Source organism: Haladaptatus halobius (assembly GCF_020618475.1).
Taxonomy (GTDB): domain Archaea; phylum Halobacteriota; class Halobacteria; order Halobacteriales; family Haladaptataceae; genus Haladaptatus; species Haladaptatus halobius.
Window position 1 is genome coordinate 1317249 of record NZ_CP085336.1, and the last position, 19305, is coordinate 1336553.

Sequence of the window (19305 nt, forward strand, 5' to 3'; positions counted from 1 at the left end):
TGGCTGGCAAGGGTGTAAGTATTTTGCGCAAAATCGCCAAGTCTATCCCAAATTACAAAAATAATCTGCGAATTATTTAGGATAAAAGGTATTATGAGTCACCCTTTAGGTTCCATCCCGCATATTCGACGCATGGAATTCGGAATCTACCTCAATCAGTACGACGATGAGCGACATCCCTTCACGTACGAGGATGCCTTCGAACAAGCGGCACTCATGGAGGATTTGGACTACGACACCGTTGCAGTGGGTGAGCGGCATTTCTACGACGAGGGATTCTACGAGCCGCTGACCTTCTTATCCGCGCTCGGCGCGCGAACCGAGCAGCTGGATATCATGGCGAACATCCTCATCCTTCCTATTTATCACCCGATACACCTCGCTGAACGAATCACGGCGCTCGACCACTTGACAGGTGGACGAACACGATGGGGTGTTTCTTTGGGATATCGGGAAAACGAACTCCGTAATTTCGGTGTCGAGATGGCCGACCGTGTTCCCCGTTTTCTGGAGAGTATCGACATCCTAAAGCGGTTACTGGAGGGGGAGAGGTTCAGCTACGACGGGACTTACTTCCAGTTCGACGACGCGTTCGTCCGACCCACACCGGTTCAAGAACCGAGACCACGAATCTGGGGAGGTGGCAGTTCGCCCGTCGCGATTAAGCGAGCGGCGTATCGGTGCGACGGTTTTACCGCTGCCGTCACCGTCCCTGAGACGCTCGTCAATGATATCGAGCGCTATAACGAAGCAGTGGCGGAAGCGGGGAAAAATCCGGACGAGACGTCGGTCACAATCATGGTCGACGGTTACGTCGGCGAAACCACTGACGTCGCCCGTCAGGCGCTCGAACCGTACATGTTCGACCTCCACGAAAAATACATTCGGTGGGGGAACCCCGAGTTCCAGCGACGACCGACGTGGGACGACGTCGAAGCTCAAGTGCTGGTCGGGACGGCCGACGACATCGCCGAAAAGGTCGCGCACTACCGCGATATCGGTGTCGACCACCTCATATTCCGGACGCAGTTTCCAGGGATGAATCAAGCGGCGACACTCGAAAGCATCCGGCGATTCGGCGAGGACGTGATGCCGCAGTTTCAGTGACTCTCAGAAGGAAGTTTGAACGTGGCTATGGGACTGCGTAGAACACCGAGAGCAGAAATACCGCTTGGGTAGTGCCTTCCAATGCGGAAACGAGAGGAGTCGACTCACGGTTCCTACCCGTGTCACTACACATATTCACGTATCGCCTCTCGTATCCAGTCGAGATTTCGCTCCGGCAATAGACCATAGTTGTAAAAGGAGACGCGTTCCGCACCAGCGTCGACGACCGCGTCGACGAGTTCGCTGACGGACGCAGCGTCATCAACCGCTGGATGCCCGGGTAGTAGTCCTACGTGAAGCGAAATATCAGGTGTAAGGCTATCAGCCACCCGGAGCCGGGCCGCGGCCGCAGAACCGGACGATTCGTACGCGATAACGGTGTAGTAATCCAGAGGTTCGGCCAATCGTTTCAGATCAGCGCCATGCATCCAAGCGTCCTCAACGTCAAGGAGACCGAGATAGTAACCCATTTCCGCATCGACGATTTCCCGACAGTCGGAGAACAGAGTCATTAGCACACTCGTTCGTGCATTGACGTATTTGTCTACCTCCGGATGTGTGGCAAGCCAGCTGTACGGATCGATGGTCGATGGGAGCCGACCCTCGACTAATTGTAGAACTGTTTCTCGGCACACACGACCGGCGTGGTCGACGTCTACTCCCTTGTTTGCGGCGTTCTCTCGGCAGTGGTCGCAGAAGCAGAGCCCAAAGAGGAACTCCCCTAGCGTACCGAGCCGAGCGTGAATCTTCTGGTGGTGCCAACCGAAGCCGGTACCGTACATGTAATCGAACGACTCCAGTTCGATTCGGTCGAACGCCTCGCGAGCGGAGAGTTCCTCAAGAACATCGAGAAGGTACTGCTGAACCGCAGGATTCGAAGGACACAACCCGAACGCAAGTGAGTCATTGAACGGAGTTCGAATCGTCATCTCTGGGTGCTGCAGCCCGAGGCGCGAATTGTGACAGCCCACAGTCCACGAGGTAAGCGCAATCTGGGTTCCCTCTAGCCCATCGGCGATCTCCCGAACCCAATCGTTCTCGCCCATCGTCTCGTTCGGAGTCGGCTTCAAATCCACATATCCGGCATCGGGCTGGAAATAACTACTCGCCTGCGCGAAGAACGTCTTCCGTACGGGATTATGCGGGAGAAACGCTTGTACGGTGTGATAGTTTGTAGCGAGGTTGACTTCCGTAATGCCGATATCGTCGAGTCGTTCAACGACGGTGGTGACTCCCTCGTCAAGCACGTCCCACGGGTACATCCACAGTGCGAAGTCCATGGGGAATGAACGCCAGCGTGTTGCATACCCTTTTCTCGAATATTATCGATACGTCTTCAACTGAATCACTCGGAGAACACGCACCAAATTGATGACGTACTCCGCTGTACTTCAAGTATGCAAATCACACGCATCGTCATCCACCAGTATGAAATCCCGCTCAAAGAGCCATTCATTACCGCCCTGCGGCCGATTCCCGCACTCGAACGCGTACTGGTTGAAGTGGAAACGGATACCGGACTCATTGGCCTCGGCGAGGGTGCACCTGCGTACGAGGTGACCGGCGAAACCCAGGGTTCAACGGCTGCCGTACTCGCGGACGTATTGGCTCCGTTCATAATAGAAGAAAATCCGCTGGCAATCGAGCGCCATGTTCGGCGGATGCGGGCGCTTGTCGACGGTGCGCCGAGCGCACACGCTGCTCTCGAAATCGCACTCCAGGATCTCCGCGGGAAGGCGGCCGAACAACCACTTTACCGATTGCTCGGCGGAAACGCCGAAAAACCGTCTCTCACCGTTCCGAAAGTTCTCAGCATCAAATCCCCCGATGAGATGGCGACCGACGCCGTCACCGCCGTTGACGAGGGCTACACCCAACTCAAGATAAAGCTCGGTCGTGACCCAGAAACAGATGTTGCTCGCGTGACCGCTATCGCAGAAGCCGTTCCCGATGAAGTCAGCCTGAAAGCCGATGCAAACCAGGGGTGGGGTGACGCGAAGACAGCCATAGAAGCGCTCACCGGGATGGCCCATCATCTCCACGTAATTGAACAGCCCGTCGCCAAGGAGAACGTAAGCGACCTCGTTTTCCTCCGCAATCACCTCGACATTCCAGTCATGCCGGACGAAAGTGTCGAAACGGCGACCGACGCGCTGAAATTGATCAAGCGAGGGGCAGGCGACGTCTTCAATATCAAGCTGATGAAGACCGGCGGCATCACCGAAGCGATACGACTGAACGCGGTCGCTGAGGCGGACAATCGCCCGACTCAACTCGGGTCGATGGTCGAAGGGAACGTTGGAACTGCTGCAGGAATCCATTTCGCGGCGGCGTTCGAGAACGTCGTCTGGAACGAGATGGTCGGCCCGTTCATGACAACCGAGGGAATCACCGATTTGGACATAAATACGCCACAAATCGAGACGTCCGGCCCCGGACTTGGGGTAACCGTTGACAAAACGGCACTGCGGTCGCTCCGAAGCGAGCGTATCGAACTTGAATCATGAGCGTCGACGAAGAACGGTTGGTCGATTTGACCGCGGAACTGGTCGAGCGGGCGAGCGAGAATCCACCCGGAAATGAGCGTGCAGTCGCCGATTTCCTCGCGAACCGACTGCGTTCGTCTCCGGTGTCGTTCGACGTCGAACGATTCGAGGTCGAACCGAACCGCCCGAACGTCATCGCGCGTGCCGGCAACGCCGACGGGGAAACGATGCTCCTCGCAGGACACACGGACGTGGTCCCCGCGGATTCAGACGAGTGGTTCGGCGATCCCTACGCACTCCGACAAGAGACGGGGCGACTCGTCGGTCGGGGTGTATCCGACATGAAAGCCGCCATCGCCGCCAAAGTGCTCGTGGCCGAGGCAGTACTCTCGGCTGGGGCGGTCAACGGAGAAGTCATCCTCGCGTTCGTCGTCGATGAGGAGTGGAACGGCGCAGGCATGCGAGCGCTCGTCGAACGAGGGATCACGGCCGACCACGCCATCATCGGAGAGCCAACAAACTTGGAGGTGTGTGTCGCGCAGAAAGGAGTCGTACGATACCAACTTACCGTCCGAGGGATGAGTGCCCACTCTGGCCGCCCTGATCGCGGTGTGAACGCCATTACTGGGATGCGCCGGGTGCTTGACCGAATTGAAGAACTTGATCAAGAAGTCCGCCGAACGACCTCGCATCAATTATTAGCGCCCGAAACGATCACCGTCACCGAATTCGAAGGCGGAATCGGGCCGAACGTCGTTCCCGACCGCGCCGTCGCCACGATCGACTGGCGGACGCTTCCCGGTCGTCACGAGAGAGTCGAAGCGTACGATAGGATGCTCGCAAATGCACTCAAGGGGGTGTCAGTCGACGGCAAGGAAGTGGACGTGACCCATGAGCGTCTCGTGTTTGCTCGGGCCGCCGAAATCCCGACCAATCACGCACTCGCGACCGCCGTCGTCGGGGCAGCGCAGGAGGCGGGCACGGACGTGAACACAGTTGGCTTCAATGCGGCGACGGATGCACGATTCCTAATTCACGATGCGGGAATTCCGACGGTACTGTTTGGCCCCGGAAGCATCGAGGAGGATGCACACACTGTCGATGAATCGATTGCTATCGAGGACTTGGTTACGACGGCCCGCGTCTACGAATCGTCGATTCGTCATTTACTCGCGTGAATCGAAGGTGCCAACATGCGTTCTCTCGGCCAAGGTTGCTTCTCGGCCCGAGTGACAGTTCCGGGCGGAGCGTCGTTTTTGAGTAATACCAATCTACTTGGTTTCGAGAGACGAATGATCATCTACGATGAATGGGAATCAGCCACCTCCGCATTCCAACATGCGTCTGGCGGAGCGAGTGAGCACTATCGAACGTTCGAAAATCCGCGTGATGTACGACTTGGCGCAAGAGGCCAATAACGAGGATCTCATCCACTTTGAGATATGGGAGCCCGACTTCGATACACCGACGCACATCATAGAAGCGGTGACGGAAGCCGCACATGCTGGTGCCACCCATTACACTTCAAACGTTGGACTTCCAGCACTTCGAGAGGTTATCGCGACGAAGATGGCAACGGAAAACGAAGTCGAAATCGATCCGGATCGGGAGGTCACGGTCACCAATGGGGCAATGGAAGCGTTGTATCTCGCACTCCAAGCCGTCGTTGCTCCCGGCGATGAGGTCGTCATACCAACTCCGGGGTGGCCGAACTATCGAAATCAAGTTCGACTCGCAGGGGGCGTGCCGGTATACGTCCCGCTTCCTGCGGATCGGGGATTCGAGATGGATGCCAGCCGAGTTACTGACGCGATCTCTGACGCGACTGCGGCGGTAATCATCTGCACGCCCTCGAATCCGACTGGTCGTGTGTACGACTTTGGCGAACTCGAAACAATCGTTCGAGCTGCGGCTTTACACGACGCGTACGTGATTATCGACGAAGTCTACGAAGGACTCATCTTCGAGGGCTCCACACGAAGCGTTGCTGCAGAACCCGCCCACTTCGATACCGTCTTGAGCGTGAACTCGTGCTCGAAAAAATACGCGATGACTGGGTGGCGACTCGGCTGGTTGGCTGGGCCGGAGAGCGTCGTTCGAGCCGCCACCGTTCTCCACGAAAGTACGACGGCCTGCGCGCCGAGCGTCTCGCAACACGCAGCGATCGCAGCGCTTACAGGGTCTCAAAAGCCGATACGTGCGATGAAGGATGCGTACGAAATGCGCCGAGACTACCTTGTAGACCGCATCGCCGACATTCCTCACATCTCATGTCCTCGTCCGGAAGGCGGGTTTTACGCCTTCGTCGACGTGAGCGCACTCGATGGGTCGAGTTTCGAAATCGCAAAACGGCTACTCTACGATCACGGCGTCGTGACGGCACCGGGAGACGGATTCGGGGACGCGGGCGAGGGGTACCTGCGACTGAGCTTTGCGACTGGTTTAGAACACGTAGAACGAGGCTGCGATCGCATCGAGACGATGGTTACATCGGAGAGAGAATAGCGGCGAAACACTCGGTACCAAGTATCGCGTTTACGCTAGTATGTTCTCCGAACAAGAGAGACGATTCGTATCGAACGCACGCGTTGCCCGCCTCGCCACCCTCGATCAACACGGATCGCCGCACCTTGTCCCACTCTGTTTCGCACTCGTTGGCGATCGGCTCGTTTCCTCTATCGATGAAAAACCGAAATCCGTCGACGAAGACGCGCTGACGCGAGTGCGAAACATCCGACGAGATCCGCGTGTCGCGCTCGTCGTTGATCACTACACTGACGACTGGTCCCGGTTGGGATGGGTACAGATTCGGGGCGAGGCATCGATACAGGAATCGCACAATTCGATGCTCGATTCGGCCGTTCTTTCGCTCCGAGCAAAGTACCCCCAGTACAACGACCACCGTCTTGAAGAACGCCCGCTTATCGTAATCGAACCTCAGACGATCGTCTCATGGGGAGAGCTACGGCCCTCGTGAAACATCTCAGGGTCACGCGTTGGGGCGCTCTCCGTGCGTATCTACTGGACATTGGTACGCCAAGTGTCTTGAGTAAGAAGCAAGTCGAACCATCCAGTCGCTGTCGCCCACGACCAGCATGAAACCGTGTTACATTACTCATGATCCATAAACTCACAAATTTGGTTTCCAGTAATCGTCTCGCTTCAGCACGAGTGTTTCCCGACGTTTTCGCGAATATAACGGATTCAAGCCGGGGTCAATCGGTTTCAACGTATCGGCCAAAATATATTTGTACTCATGGGACAACTATTTGTTAACATTTCCCTAGGGGTTTGCTAGGGAGGGGGAATCCAAAATGACTCAACCAACCATGGAGAAAAGCGGTATTTCACGGCGAGCGTATCTGAAAGGCACGGGATGCGCAGGTGCTGTCGGAGTCTCTTTGCTTGCTGGCTGTACGGCTCGCGGGCAACAGGGAGACGGTTCCAACACGCTGGAGATCGTGCACTGGTGGACGGCCGGCGGGGAAAAGCAGGCATTGCAAGCGCTGCTCGACGGATATACGAACAAATATCCGGACGTCCAGGTGCAGAATAATCCAGCACCGGGAGGAGCGGGAAGTGCACTCGACACGGTGATCAAAAACAGGGTTCTCAACCAAAATCCGCCGAGCACGTTCCAAATCTGGCCTGGACAATCGCTCGCACCGTACGTTCAGGGAAACGTTCTCAACAACGTCGGCGATAGCGTGTGGACTCAACAGGTCGAGAACGCGTACCTCGAGAGCGTCAGAAATGCGGCCAAGCCGGCGGGCGATTACGTCGCAGTCCCCCTGAACATTCACCGCCTGAACAACCTCTTTTATAACACGGACATCGTCAGGCAGGCAGGCGTCGATCCCCAATCGATTACCGATCCAGCGGCGCTAAACGATGCACTCAATACGGTGTCTTCGGAAACGAACGCGACGCCACTGGCTCACTCGACCCAAGAGGCGTGGACGACACTCCAGCTCTGGGAAACCGTTTTCATCGGTTTGCACGGAAGTAATGCCTTCCTCGATCTCACTAGCGGGAACGTCGGGCAGCATCAAGGCCAGATTAGACAGTCGCTTCAACAGGTAAAGCAGTATCGCACGCACTTCAACGAAGATGCTGGTTCCATATCCTGGGATCAGGCGAACAGCAAGGTCATAAACGGGGAGGCTGCGTTCGTCCAGCAGGGAGATTGGGCGGCCGGCCAGTACGAGGCCGCCGGAAACTTCGGATTCCAGCAGCAGTGGGACTACGTACCGTTTCCAGGAACGAACGGCGTGTACTCCATGGTGATGGACTCGTTCGTCTACCCGAAGAGCAATCCCTCGCCGGACGCGACTGAGAAGTTCCTCACTTACTGTGCGACCGTCGACGCACAGAGGCGCTTTAACCCCGTCAAGGGGTCGATTCCGCCACGGACGGACGTTCCGACGGATCCGTTCGGTCCGTTCCTCCAAGCGCAGATTCAGGATTTCAAGAACTCCCAGAGTCAGCCGACGACAATCGCGCACGGGTCGGCGGTCGTTCCTGAAGTGAAGAGCAACATGGAAGAGGCGTTCGCGGGCTTCACCGAGAGTTGGAACATCGATTCCACCGCCACGCGCATCAGGGACGCGTTCCAGGCGTAAGCCTGACTCCCAACCCGATCACTATGAACCGCGTATTCGCCTGGCTGTACAGCCAATTCTCCGACCGCGACGATGCTCAAACCGATGGCGGAGCGGTGCCCACAGAGTCGACGCGATTCTCGGTCTCGGATCTCAGAGGGGTGGTGAAGGGTGATTTCGTTCGCGGGCTCGTTTTCTGGCTGCCACCAGCCCTGCTGATGGGCCTGTTCGTGTACGGTGCGGTTAGCTGGAACGCGCTTATCTCACTTACCGATTGGGCAGGATTCGGATCGCCCGATTACGGCTCGCTCGATTTCGAAATGTACGGTCGAATGGTTTCGGATGGCTCGTTCATCAGTGCCGCACGCAATACGTTCGTATTGCTCGTTGCGTTCACGGCCGTGTCGTTGGGGGTCGGACTCGTACTCGCGATCCTCGTCGACCAGGACATTCGAGGTAAAAACACTGTTCGGACGATTTACTTGTTGCCGATGAGCCTCTCGTTCGTGGTCACCGCCATCTTCTGGGCGTGGATGTACAATCCGACGAGCGGAATGATTAACGTCCTGCTCCGTTCCGTTGGGCTCGGCTTTTTTGCGAACGATTGGATCAGCGATCCTCGAACGAAGCTCGCGGCGGTTATCTTCGCCTTGATGTGGCAGTTCAGCGGCTACTGTATGGTCGTCTACCTGGCCGGCCTCCGAGCGATTCCGACTGAACAGTTCGAGGCTGCCAGGATCGACGGAGCAAGTACGGTTCGAATGTATCGACGGGTGATCATCCCGCAGCTTCGAGCGTCGACGCTAAGCGGGGCGATAGTGCTGATGGTGTTCGCGCTCAAGGCGTTCGACTTTTTGTTCGTCATGTTCGGAGATACGCCGGGGCCGTCGGCGGACATCCTAGCCGTGATGATGTTCCGCGAAGCGTTCAGCTCGACGAACTGGGCTTACGGCTCTGCCATCGCGACCGTCCTGTTCGTCATGGCGCTCGTTATCATCGGCCCGTATCTACTATTCCAGTATCGACAGGGGGAGCTATGAGCCTCGGTGAGCGATTCAGAGGCGGTAAGCGGGTTCGAAAGTGGATTACGCACATCACGTCCTGGCGCGTCGCCCTGTATGCGATACTGGTTGGGATGGTTCTGTTTTATCTGGCGCCGCTAGAGAGTGGATTTGTGACCGCGTTCAAGACCCAGGCGGCGTTCTTCGCGTCGACACCGTTCGTACCGCCATCGCCTGCCGGCTTCACCCTCGAACCGTGGTATCAGGCGTGGGGTCAGCTTCAAGGGCCACTTGGGAACGTGCGCGGAGCGATAGTGAACAGCCTCGTCCTCGTCATTCCGGCGACGATACTTTCGGGATTCCTCGGCTCGCTTGCGGGATACGGCCTAACGAACCTCGACTGGCGAGGCCAAACGGCGGTGTTCCTCCTGTTCGTCGCTGGCGTGTTCATTCCGTACCAATCGGTACTCGTCCCGTTGACGCGGTTCTGGACCATCGTCGACATGCCATCGCTTCTCTCCGCAATCCCGGTCCTCGCCAGCCGGGCAGAACTAATCGAACTCATCATCACGCACACGGCGTACGGCATCCCGATCTGTACGATTTTGTTTCGATCGTACTACTCGAACTTCGACGAGCGGATGCTGGAGGCAGCCCGATTGGACGGTGCCTCCGCGTTCCGAATCTATCGGCGGATCATCCTCCCGCTCTCGACGCCGATGTTCGCAGTCGTATTCATCTATCAGTTCACGCAAATTTGGAACGATCTCCTGTTTGCGTTAGTGCTTGTTTCGAATCCACAGAACGAAGTCATCACCCTCGCACTGAACAAGTTCCAGGGGTCGATGGTGCAACAGTACAATCTCCAGATGGCAGGCGCGTTCATCGCCGCATTCCCGACGTTGCTCATATACATCCTGTTCGGCGAACAGTTCGCGGAAGGGGTTACAGGAGAAACGTAATTATGGCAATACTCACACTTGACCACGTCACGAAAACGTTCACGGATAGCAAGAAAGACATCGTCGCCGTCAACGACGTGTCCATCGATATCGCTGACGGTGAGTTCCTCGTCCTTGTCGGTCCATCCGGCTGCGGAAAGACGACGGTGCTACGGATGATCGCGGGGTTAGAATCGCTCACCAGTGGTGAGATCCGTCTTGGCGGTGCGGTCATCAACGACGAGTCCCCAACGAACCGGAACATCGCGATGGTGTTCCAGAATTACGCGCTGTACCCGCACATGACCGTGCGTGAAAACATGCGGTTCGGTCTCGAGGAGTCGACGGACATCTCGGACGCCGATATAGATCGGAAGGTGCGAGAGACCGCGGAACTGCTTGATATTAGTGAGTTACTCGATCGAAAACCCAAGGAACTCTCTGGTGGACAACAACAGCGGGTCGCACTCGGGCGTGCCATCGTTCGCGATCCCGCGGTGTTTTTGCTCGACGAACCGCTCTCGAACTTGGACGCGAAACTCCGTGCACACATGCGTACAGAGCTCCAACGTATCCAAGAGGAACTAGGCGTGACGACAGTGTTCGTCACACATGACCAGACGGAAGCGATGACGATGGGAGATCGCATCGCCGTTCTGAACGGCGGTGAACTCCAACAGGTCGGAACACCACTCGAGTGCTATCACACGCCCGCAAACCAGTTCGTCGCCGAGTTCATTGGAAGTCCTTCGATGAACTTCTTTGATATGGAGGTTCAGGGATCGCGGCTCATCTCGCAGACGGTTGACGGTCGATTCGAATATCCCATCTCAGATGAAACGAGGGAAGCCATTGACGAGAGAACTGAAGTAGTTCTCGGAATCCGTCCGGAGGACATCGACGTGACCGAAGACGCCGATGGGTTTCATACGTTCGAGGCCGTCGTCGACGTCGTCGAGCCGAGGGGGAACGAGAACACCATCTATCTGACGTTCGACAGCGACACAAAGACCCCTGAAACGTTCATCGTCACCGTTGACGGTTTCATGCAGATCAGCGCCGGTCAGCCAGTTGCCGTACACATTCCGGAGGACGCCATCAACATCTTTGACGCACAAACTGGCGAAACTCTTCGGCATAGAATCTTGACAGAGGATCTTTCCGTTACATCTACGTAATACGTAGGTGCGGAATGACAATCACCCTCAGATAATGATGATCCGAACAAGAGTTCCACCTCCGATACAAGCCTTAGTTGGCAGAAGCGGGCATTAGTAAGCTACCCTCTCATTGATATCCGTTCAAGGAGTATCTAGTATGGGAGATAAAATGAGTTCAGAGTATTCGACCAATCACCAGGGTTCAAGGCCTCGCGTTACACGGCGGAGGTTCGTGCGATCAGTTGGTGCACTAAGCGGAGTCGGTACCGCAGGAAGTTACGCATCGACCAGCGCCGCTCAGGGCGGAACAACTGTACAATGGGCTTCGAATACCGATTTCTGGGAACTTACAGAAACGTTTCAGAACGCACTTTAGGAGTCTGGATTGGATAGGAGCATTTCGCTCGAAAATCCTCCCTGGGCCAGCTGAAACTACTGAAGTTGAGCAACAATACACACGGTGGCTTTCAGCCAATTTAGAAGAACCCAACCTTCTAATGACGGATAGCGGCTGACGCTAGATCTCATTATCCGACAACAACTGCTCAATTTGAGCGAACATCTTCCCAACGAGCTGGTGAAACGAATTGAAGCCGACTATTTCGAGACGAGCCTCTCGACGGCGAAAGGGCCAAACGGCAACCTCTACGCAGTTCCGCTCTATCCCGACTTTCCGACGATGTTGTATCGAAAAGACTTGGTCGAAAAGGCGGGGTACGATCCAGATGGAGAAAACTGGGCGACGAACTCCATCAGGTGGAAGCAATTCTCCCGCGTCACTCGTGATGTACTTGACCGCAACAAGAACATCCCGTATGGCTTCACCTTCCAAGCGAGCCAATACGAAGGACTTTCCTGTTGTGATTTTAACGAATTTATGACGAGTTGGGGTGGTGCATATTTTGGAGGTCGGAAATACCTCTTCGGACCAGTTGGCAAGAGGCCAATCACCGTGAACACCCAGCCAACAATCGATTCGCTGCGAATGATTAGGACATTTATGAATGGACAGAACGACGAAGTCGCACTCGATGGGTATGCCGGAGGGATCGTTCCCCGAGCAGTCCTGTCCTGGATTGAAGATACGTCGCTGGGGCCATTTCTCAATGGTAATGCTGTGATGCATCGCAATTGGCCGTACGCCATCCTCAGTGCTGGTGATAAGAGCGCATTCGGTACCGATTTAGGGGTTATGCCAATTCCATACGCAGTCACGGAGCAACAGGTAAAATATCCCGGGACGGGTGGGCCGACTGCTGCGCTCGGTGGGTGGCACGTCGCAGTCAATCCTCACACCAAAAATTGAAAGAAACTTTACAAATTGTCGAAGCAATGACGCAAGAACACTTCCAACTAACACTCCTCCGAAATATCGGGTTGTTGCCACCGGATCAAACGCTCTTCCAATCGAAGCAAGCAAAGCAAGTACCAGTGATGGGGCGATATTTGGACTCGCTGCGCATTGCAGGAGAGAACGCGCTTCCACGCCCCGTTACGGTTGCTTGGGTACAGGAATCACAAAAGATCGCTCAGAATGTTCACGCAGCATACTCCGGACTTACTTCACCAGAGCAAGCGATGGCCGAGTTGGAATCCCAACTACGGCTCATCGAAAACTACAACGAAACATGATATTGATTCGTGTTTTGAATTATTGTAAATTTTATCCTTCTCAGTTGTCACATACGGTCGCCTTGCCTGCCATCCAGCGAACCATTTTCGAGGAATCACAGCTGACTTGCAGGGTTTCCTGTAAACAGTCTTCGTTCACGTGGGGCGTAGTGAACCGGCGCACCCCCGAATACTCCGCCGAGGGTGTTTCCGATGAAGACGGGAATCTAAGACCTACGTAGCACACCGAAGAACTACGCTATCACATCCTAGGGTGGCACGAATCGGAGTACTCGCAAAATCAAGTAGGAAAGGAGGATGGAGAGCGTGAAAGAACCGATCCAAGCAACGGTTGTATACAGGAGTTTTCCTTGACTTACCCGTGCTTGGCCCGCAGCAAATCCGCTGCCGACTACTGCACTCACGACGATTTCGTTAAAAGACATGGGAATACCGTATAAAATCGCTACTTGTGCGATAGCAAATGAAGGTATGAGAGCAGCGATTGCACGACGCGGGCCGAGAGCAGCATAATCTTGAGAAATTGCCTTGATCATCCGCGGTGCACCCATCCACGCACCAACGAGTAGTCCGAGACCACCCCCGATAAGCACTGCAACTGCCGGAATTGCGAGCGAGTCGTACAGTGGAAGAATCGGGCCAATTGCAAGTCCAACTTGACTACCGCCGGCGGAAAATGCAACGATGACACCGAGAAGAAAGAGGAATCGACGCTGTGCCGCAATCGCATCCTGCTGGAGATCACGACGTACCAAGGTCATCGCGAGAAGCGCGAAAATCAAAGAGATGATAACGATTTCGGCTCGTGGTGATATCGAAATGTGCGCTGCAAACCAACTCACGACCGATTCGCCTTCTGGAGAGGTACCCAAAAACGGAAACTGGATATTTACGATTATTACGCTGACAACCCCACCTAGAGTCGGAATACTATAACGATCAGGAAGGAGCTCTGTCTGAAGCAACCGAGTGGTGATATACGCAGTGCCCCCGCCAAGAATCGGTGTGAGAAGCCAAAGCAAACCGATTTGTTGATATTTCGTCCACGCGGGAATACCCCCAAGCCCAAGACCAACGCCGATCACTGCCCCTGTCGCCGTGAACGACGTTGCGATCGGATAGCCGGTAAAAATGCCGACTACCACAAGACCTGCGGCCACGGAAAGCGCGACAACAATAGCAAGCGGTGTTAGACTGACACCACGAATCATACCGGCAGCCATCGCTTCAGCAACGCTAGTTCCCTGCATCACGGCTCCAATGAAGGCAAATATACCCACCAGAAAGGCGGCACGCATGGTTGGAAGTGCGTGTGCACCAACTGCTGGGGCAAATGGTGTAGAGCCGCTTGACCCAGCACCGATCGTCCAAGCCATGAACAAACTCGCTCCACCCGCAATCACAGCCAAGACAAGCGTCCCCAATCCTACCATAGTAATATTCCCACGGCGATCCTTTTGACTGACATGGCCACTTTATGGCAGGAGTTTTGAAAGGCAGACGCGCGTCAGAGTACTTCGAGATGGCTCCGTCGTGTACATTCACTCGAACCCTTACAGCACATCTACGATCAATGCGACGCTGAACTGATGACTGCAACCGGACAATGTGCATTCCGTACGATGTGTTCGACCCGGTGGCCGAAGAATGCTCGGCGCGTAGCAGGCCGGATTTCACCCCCGATGACGATCAAGTCAACGTCATCGATCATCGCTCGTTCGACGATGTTGCGTTCAGGCTTCTCACCTGCAGACACCTCCGTCATGACATCGACATCCATTTTTCGGCCGAGATCGGCTTCTTTTGCGACGATATCTTCGCCGAGATCGATCGCCTTCGAGAGGTTTACATTCCGGCCGTACAATTCGTTGATTTGCGGTCGATTGACGACGTGGACGATTTCGACGACGGCATTACAACTAGTTGCGATCGCAAATGCTATCTCCGCGGCGCGGCGGCTGTACTGCGTTCCGACAGTGGGGAGGAGGATACGCCGTATCGGAACTTCAGGAAGCGGACGTGGACGGGGATCCATATCCGATACGACGACCATCATCGGACATGGCGTTCGCCGGATGAGATCGTCGATTGCTAGGCTGAACAACGGGCCGTCCTCGGTAACTGACTGTTCGCTCGCCCCAAGAGCAAGTAAATCGTACCCTTCGCCGGCTTCGGCGAGCACTGTCTCGCTCGTACTCAGCCGGGCTGACCGGACGATATCTCGGATGTATTTCTGTGGGAGTCCGAGTTGGGAATCGATCACTTCGAGACACGACTCGGCACTCTCACGATTGTTTCTCGCCGCTAGCATCCCACCATCACTCTGTGCTCGCCCGTCGATGGTTCGAAGCCTAGCAATAGCCCTTTTCGTACGACGGATGAGTGAGGTTCCGCTCGGTGCAGTTCCAGCGGTATCGACGTACATGCTCGTAACTTCGATGTCACGCTCTCGAGCGATATGACCGAGCAGTTGGGCCGTGAGCTGTGAACTGGTGCTACAGCGAGTAGGTAAGAGAACACGGATGACATCGCCGAGAAAGCTTCGGCGTTCCAGTTCTTTGCGTTCCAACCGTATAGCTTCTTCCTCGGATAGTTCGATCCTAGATAGCGATGCCCGAAGCAATGGCGGAGCGAGAAGTGACGTGATGATGGCCACCATTACGATGATTGTGTAGGTTGTGGTTGTAAGAATACCAACGCTGAGTCCGATCGTCGCGACGATGATTTCGAGTGCGCCACGTGCGTTGAGACCGGAACCCATTGCAATCCCTTCCCAAGGTGATAATCCGGCGGCTCTCGCACCGACGTACGTTCCGATAAACTTCCCCGCGATAGCCACGCCGAGAATGGCTACACCACCAAGCAAGACCGTTGGATCGGCCATAGCTGTCAAATCGACCCTAAGTCCTGCCGTCGCGAAGAAAATAGGTGCGAAGATGCCGATCGTGATCACCTCAAACGTGTGCCGTGCAGCCTGATCAAATCGCCGTACTTGACCGACGAGGACGCCCACGACGAATGCTCCGAGTACTGCCTCCAATCCGAGATACTGCGTTATCGTTCCGACACCCAACGCCAGAATCATCACCGCCGTCGTCTTCGCAAGGTCGTCACTACCGAAATTGGTATCGACCCAGCGCATGCTCCATTCGGCGAGTCGACGGCCGAGGGTGAACGAAACGCCGAGAAAAATCACGAGCCAAAGGATCGTTTCTCCGGCGGTACTGAGCGCCTGATCGCTGCCAGCACGTGCGAGACTAGCAACGAGGGCTAGCAGAATCCAACCGATCGTGTCATTAAGCATCCCCGATGCGATTGTGATTTGACCGATATCTCGCCCGATAACGTCCATATCGATCAAGACCTTCGCGATTACTGGAATCGCTGAGATGCTGAGCGCCGTCCCGAGAAAGAGGCTGAACACGAACCGCTGGTTGTCCGCCGCAAGGAACTCCCCCGGCAACAGATATGCAAGTCCGAAGCCCATTGCGAACGGAATCACGATGCCAGTGAATGCGGTGTACGTCGCAGGTTTCGCTCGGCTGATGATGAGTTCAAGATCGGTTTCCAAACCGGTGACAACCAAAAGCATCAGGAGACCGACCCACGATACCGCTTCTATCAAGTGGTACTGACTCGCCTCAGGCGGAAAGATTGCCGTGAATACACCCGGCGCCAAAACGCCGAGCAACGACGGGCCGATCACGATGCCGGCTAACAGCTCGCCCAGCACTGACGGGAGACTTAAGCGTTTTGCTATCTCGCCGAGTCCTCGCGCTGTAAACAGGAGCAAGAACAGTTCGGCGAATAATAGCAGCAGTTGATGCTCGCTGAGCGGGGGAAGGACTTCAGACACCATTCCTTACGTTATCATTTCTCCTGTTTACAGGCGTGTGAGGCTGACGGGTGGGCTGTCTTCTCATACTCTAAACCGGTGTTGGAACTCACATCAACGCCATCGCCATCGAATGCCAAAGCGCCACATCGGCACCATAATGTAGCTATGCCAATCTATTCCGCGCATATGAAGTGTAGCTGTGAATCAATATAAAGTAATTGGCTTCTGATAGGCGGATGAAACGCGCGAATTAACTGAGTTTCCCGCGAGATGGTGAATCGTACTGGAGGTTCCGTTATTTTTGAACTCTACGACGAGTATACCTTTTAGATATCATCCTAAATTGAACAGTGAGGTGCTTCTTTAGTGTCGCCTGGATTAATATCGTTTGGCGTACTTCTCTGTCTATGGTCTTTGAAGAGCAGTCACCGATTAGGCGGGGTTTGTGGCGATGGTAATATGGCTGAAAATTCATCGCGTCACGGTCGTTAGTTTCCACACCCTAACCAGATAATGAGTTCTCACACAACGCTATTATTCCTGGTTGTCGCGATCGTCAGCGCCGGAATTGCAGCATATCTACTCGCTACCTTCCTCCGGATTCCGAGCGCTCTTCTCCTTATTATCTTCGGCTTCATTGTAGGGCCGCAAGGATTCTCTATTGTCCGGCAGGAATTATTTTCTGGTACACTCATTCCGCTCGTCGGTGCTGGCGTTGCGATTCTCGTCTTTGAGAGAGCGTTCCAACTAAACTTCGAGCAAATCCGGCAGATTCGACCAGCAACCCTTCGCCTCGTCACGTTTGGTGCGCTAATCACGCTTATCGGGACGACACTCCTAGTTCGTGCGGTACTTCGCGCACGCTGGGATACTGCGCTCCTCGTTGGAACGATCCTAATGGCGACTGGCCCAACAATCATCATTTCTTTTGGAGATTCTCTTCCGAGTGACGTCAACGTCAAAGCGATATTGGAGCAGGAAGGTCTCATAAACGACGTCACGGTACCGATCGTGGCAGTAATGGTATTCGAAGCCATTACGCTTTCAGAGGCGACGCTCACCGCATTCATCGAGGCGCTTTTAAGCCGCATTGGGATAGGACTCATTATCGGCGGAATTATCGCACTGCTTTTACGGAGATTATTCAAATCCTCTGATTACCCATATCGCGATGCCCCTCAATACACCCGACTGATACTCATAGCTGGTGCAATCGTCGCTCATACGAGTGCAGTATTGATTACTGGGAAGGCCGGTATCACCGCCGCTGTAACAGCCGGGATATTGGTAGGAAATACCGATATTCTTTATAAAGAGGAATTTGGTGACTTTGAGGACGAAATTACGCTTCTTGTCCTCTCTTTCATCTTCATCATTTTCACGTCCTTGATCTCGTTTAATTCAATGCGATTACGAGGATTTCAGGTGTTACTCTTTGTCATTGGCTGTATAGTCATAATCAGGCCAGTTGCAGTCTTCGCTTCAACCGGTGCCGGTCAGTTCTCTTGGCGGGAAAACGGAGTCTTGAGTTTCATTGCTCCGCGCTGGCTAATTCCTACTAGCGTCGCTACTCTCTTTGTTTTACGATTGCAACGACTCTCTCCGGAGTCAGCACCGATTCTAGCAGAAACAGTCTTCGGTATGGTTCTTATTACCCTTCTCATAGAAGGATGGCTTATCCCAATGCTTCTGTCCCGCCTCGATACCTTCGCGTGAACTACCTTACTATACTTGCTACTGCTGACGTCATTCAGCGTGAAAACATCAATTGCTTGAGTCTGCTACCGACAAACTGATGGTATCGATGCCCTACTCTCCTGAGATAGACAAATATTTCAAAATAAACTACTCGACTTTCGAACATAGACGGTACGTACTCGTTCACGAATATGTGACAGCTATTCGACTAAAAGGCGTTGCACAAGTGGAATATCCCATTCTGCAGAGTTGTAGCTGGCGTTCGAAGGTATCTCATGCAGTTGTTGAGAGACTCAGCTTGGTCTTTCGTGACCGAGTTCGGTGGCGACCTGGGCGGGACTTACACGAACTGCGTCGTGAACCGACTCTTCTCGAATCGTTGGAGCCAGAAATATACGGTCTTGCGGGAGAATCCATACCATTCGGCCAAGTCCGTTTGTGAGTTACCCTGTGTATAGACAATCACGACCATGTGCTGCTTCGTTGCTTGGACATCATCCACCTCAGCGGGTGTATTCTGGAGTTCAGTCATCAAGACATTCTCTAGGTATCACATCACGGAAGAAGACGAAAAGAGTGGGTAATTAGTTTTGGTCAGTTGGGCAAAGACGGCAGTACAATAAGGAAGCAGAAGAAGTAAGTCATAGTTTGATGAATATGCAGTGATGAATTAGGCCTTCAATAGTAGTATTTCTGTCGTGGAAGAGTTCAGCTCATTGCTTAGGGGAGCAAGACAATTGGAACAGTCACAAAATCGTAAGGGAAAAGTAAATATGTCCACAATATATTGTCCATGATAGACAACGTCCTATTTCGTCGGGCAAAGGTTGTCACATTCAAG

The 19305-nt window shown here is 54.4% G+C and carries 16 protein-coding genes; 12 read left to right on the plus strand and 4 right to left on the minus strand.

Going from position 1 to position 19305, the window contains the following annotated elements; translation table 11 throughout:
• The first annotated feature begins 132 nt into the window (after nt 1-132).
• Nucleotides 133-1107 (plus strand): LLM class flavin-dependent oxidoreductase, encoded by a 975-nt coding sequence (locus LIW51_RS23630; RefSeq protein WP_227377531.1) that lies wholly within the window; start codon nt 133-135, stop codon nt 1105-1107.
• A gap of 125 nt (nt 1108-1232) precedes the next feature.
• On the opposite strand, the gene LIW51_RS23635 is transcribed toward LIW51_RS23630, so the two are convergent.
• On the minus strand, nt 1233-2387 hold the full coding sequence (locus LIW51_RS23635; RefSeq protein WP_227377532.1) for a hypothetical protein: 1155 nt from the start codon (nt 2385-2387) through the stop codon (nt 1233-1235).
• A gap of 117 nt (nt 2388-2504) precedes the next feature.
• On the opposite strand from LIW51_RS23635, the gene LIW51_RS23640 reads away from it, so the two are divergent.
• From LIW51_RS23640 to LIW51_RS23685, 10 genes are all read left to right on the plus strand, one after another.
• Nucleotides 2505-3614 (plus strand): mandelate racemase/muconate lactonizing enzyme family protein, encoded by a 1110-nt coding sequence (locus LIW51_RS23640; protein ID WP_227377533.1) that lies wholly within the window; start codon nt 2505-2507, stop codon nt 3612-3614.
• Entirely contained in the window at nt 3611-4771 is a 1161-nt protein-coding gene (locus LIW51_RS23645) for a M20 family metallopeptidase (RefSeq protein ID WP_227377534.1), read from the plus strand. The genes LIW51_RS23640 and LIW51_RS23645 overlap by 4 nt, the downstream gene beginning before the upstream one ends.
• A 178-nt stretch (nt 4772-4949) precedes the next feature.
• The gene (locus LIW51_RS23650) at nt 4950-6098 is read left to right on the plus strand and encodes a pyridoxal phosphate-dependent aminotransferase (RefSeq protein ID WP_227377535.1); all 1149 of its coding nucleotides are present in this window, start codon (nt 4950-4952) and stop codon (nt 6096-6098) included.
• A 40-nt stretch (nt 6099-6138) separates the two neighbouring features.
• Complete coding sequence (locus LIW51_RS23655) at nt 6139-6570, plus strand: TIGR03668 family PPOX class F420-dependent oxidoreductase (protein ID WP_227377536.1); 432 nt, start codon at nt 6139-6141, stop codon at nt 6568-6570.
• Between the two features lie 337 nt (nt 6571-6907).
• Nucleotides 6908-8215, plus strand: coding sequence for an ABC transporter substrate-binding protein (locus tag LIW51_RS23660; RefSeq protein ID WP_227377537.1), 1308 nt, complete (start codon nt 6908-6910; stop codon nt 8213-8215).
• A gap of 23 nt (nt 8216-8238) precedes the next feature.
• Complete coding sequence (locus LIW51_RS23665; protein WP_227377538.1) at nt 8239-9234, plus strand: carbohydrate ABC transporter permease; 996 nt, start codon at nt 8239-8241, stop codon at nt 9232-9234.
• Nucleotides 9231-10157: a carbohydrate ABC transporter permease gene (locus LIW51_RS23670; RefSeq protein ID WP_227377539.1), complete on the plus strand. Its 927-nt coding sequence runs from the start codon at nt 9231-9233 to the stop codon at nt 10155-10157. Before LIW51_RS23665 ends, LIW51_RS23670 begins: the two co-directional genes overlap by 4 nt.
• Before the next feature lie 2 nt (nt 10158-10159).
• Nucleotides 10160-11314 carry an ABC transporter ATP-binding protein gene (locus LIW51_RS23675; protein ID WP_227377540.1) on the plus strand — a complete coding sequence of 385 codons (1155 nt, stop codon included), beginning with the start codon at nt 10160-10162 and terminating at the stop codon, nt 11312-11314.
• A gap of 559 nt (nt 11315-11873) precedes the next feature.
• Complete coding sequence (locus LIW51_RS23680) at nt 11874-12602, plus strand: type 2 periplasmic-binding domain-containing protein (protein WP_227377541.1); 729 nt, start codon at nt 11874-11876, stop codon at nt 12600-12602.
• Between the two features lie 26 nt (nt 12603-12628).
• Nucleotides 12629-12928: a type 2 periplasmic-binding domain-containing protein gene (locus LIW51_RS23685; RefSeq protein WP_227377542.1), complete on the plus strand. Its 300-nt coding sequence runs from the start codon at nt 12629-12631 to the stop codon at nt 12926-12928.
• A gap of 248 nt (nt 12929-13176) precedes the next feature.
• Here the strand turns inward: LIW51_RS23685 and LIW51_RS23690 are convergent, their stop codons facing one another.
• Nucleotides 13177-14361 (minus strand): inorganic phosphate transporter, encoded by a 1185-nt coding sequence (locus LIW51_RS23690; RefSeq protein ID WP_227377543.1) that lies wholly within the window; start codon nt 14359-14361, stop codon nt 13177-13179.
• 137 nt (nt 14362-14498) lie between these two features.
• Nucleotides 14499-16787 (minus strand): cation:proton antiporter domain-containing protein, encoded by a 2289-nt coding sequence (locus tag LIW51_RS23695; protein ID WP_227377544.1) that lies wholly within the window; start codon nt 16785-16787, stop codon nt 14499-14501.
• 492 nt (nt 16788-17279) lie between these two features.
• Between LIW51_RS23695 and LIW51_RS23700 the strand changes: the two genes are divergently transcribed.
• The gene (locus tag LIW51_RS23700) at nt 17280-18482 is read left to right on the plus strand and encodes a cation:proton antiporter (protein ID WP_227377545.1); all 1203 of its coding nucleotides are present in this window, start codon (nt 17280-17282) and stop codon (nt 18480-18482) included.
• Nucleotides 18483-18804: 322 nt separating this feature from the next.
• Here LIW51_RS23700 and LIW51_RS23705 read toward each other — a convergent pair whose 3' ends face one another.
• Nucleotides 18805-18996, minus strand: a complete 192-nt coding sequence (locus tag LIW51_RS23705) for a helix-turn-helix domain-containing protein (protein WP_227377546.1) — start codon at nt 18994-18996, stop codon at nt 18805-18807.
• Between the last annotated feature and the right edge of the window lie 309 nt (nt 18997-19305).

What these genes read in the sequence shown, in the direction of transcription:
- LIW51_RS23665 (WP_227377538.1), top strand. Translation starts at nt 8,239, where the DNA reads ATGAACCGCGTATTCGCCTGGCTGTACAGCCAATTCTCCGACCGCGAC.
- LIW51_RS23690 (WP_227377543.1), bottom strand. Translation starts at nt 14,361, where the DNA reads ATGGTAGGATTGGGGACGCTTGTCTTGGCTGTGATTGCGGGTGGAGCG.
- LIW51_RS23695 (WP_227377544.1), bottom strand. Translation starts at nt 16,787, where the DNA reads ATGGTGTCTGAAGTCCTTCCCCCGCTCAGCGAGCATCAACTGCTGCTA.
- LIW51_RS23630 (WP_227377531.1), top strand. Translation starts at nt 133, where the DNA reads ATGGAATTCGGAATCTACCTCAATCAGTACGACGATGAGCGACATCCC.
- LIW51_RS23675 (WP_227377540.1), top strand. Translation starts at nt 10,160, where the DNA reads ATGGCAATACTCACACTTGACCACGTCACGAAAACGTTCACGGATAGC.
- LIW51_RS23635 (WP_227377532.1), bottom strand. Translation starts at nt 2,387, where the DNA reads ATGGACTTCGCACTGTGGATGTACCCGTGGGACGTGCTTGACGAGGGA.
- LIW51_RS23640 (WP_227377533.1), top strand. Translation starts at nt 2,505, where the DNA reads ATGCAAATCACACGCATCGTCATCCACCAGTATGAAATCCCGCTCAAA.
- LIW51_RS23645 (WP_227377534.1), top strand. Translation starts at nt 3,611, where the DNA reads ATGAGCGTCGACGAAGAACGGTTGGTCGATTTGACCGCGGAACTGGTC.
- LIW51_RS23705 (WP_227377546.1), bottom strand. Translation starts at nt 18,996, where the DNA reads ATGACTGAACTCCAGAATACACCCGCTGAGGTGGATGATGTCCAAGCA.
- LIW51_RS23700 (WP_227377545.1), top strand. Translation starts at nt 17,280, where the DNA reads ATGAGTTCTCACACAACGCTATTATTCCTGGTTGTCGCGATCGTCAGC.
- LIW51_RS23655 (WP_227377536.1), top strand. Translation starts at nt 6,139, where the DNA reads ATGTTCTCCGAACAAGAGAGACGATTCGTATCGAACGCACGCGTTGCC.
- LIW51_RS23670 (WP_227377539.1), top strand. Translation starts at nt 9,231, where the DNA reads ATGAGCCTCGGTGAGCGATTCAGAGGCGGTAAGCGGGTTCGAAAGTGG.
- LIW51_RS23660 (WP_227377537.1), top strand. Translation starts at nt 6,908, where the DNA reads ATGACTCAACCAACCATGGAGAAAAGCGGTATTTCACGGCGAGCGTAT.
- LIW51_RS23685 (WP_227377542.1), top strand. Translation starts at nt 12,629, where the DNA reads ATGACGCAAGAACACTTCCAACTAACACTCCTCCGAAATATCGGGTTG.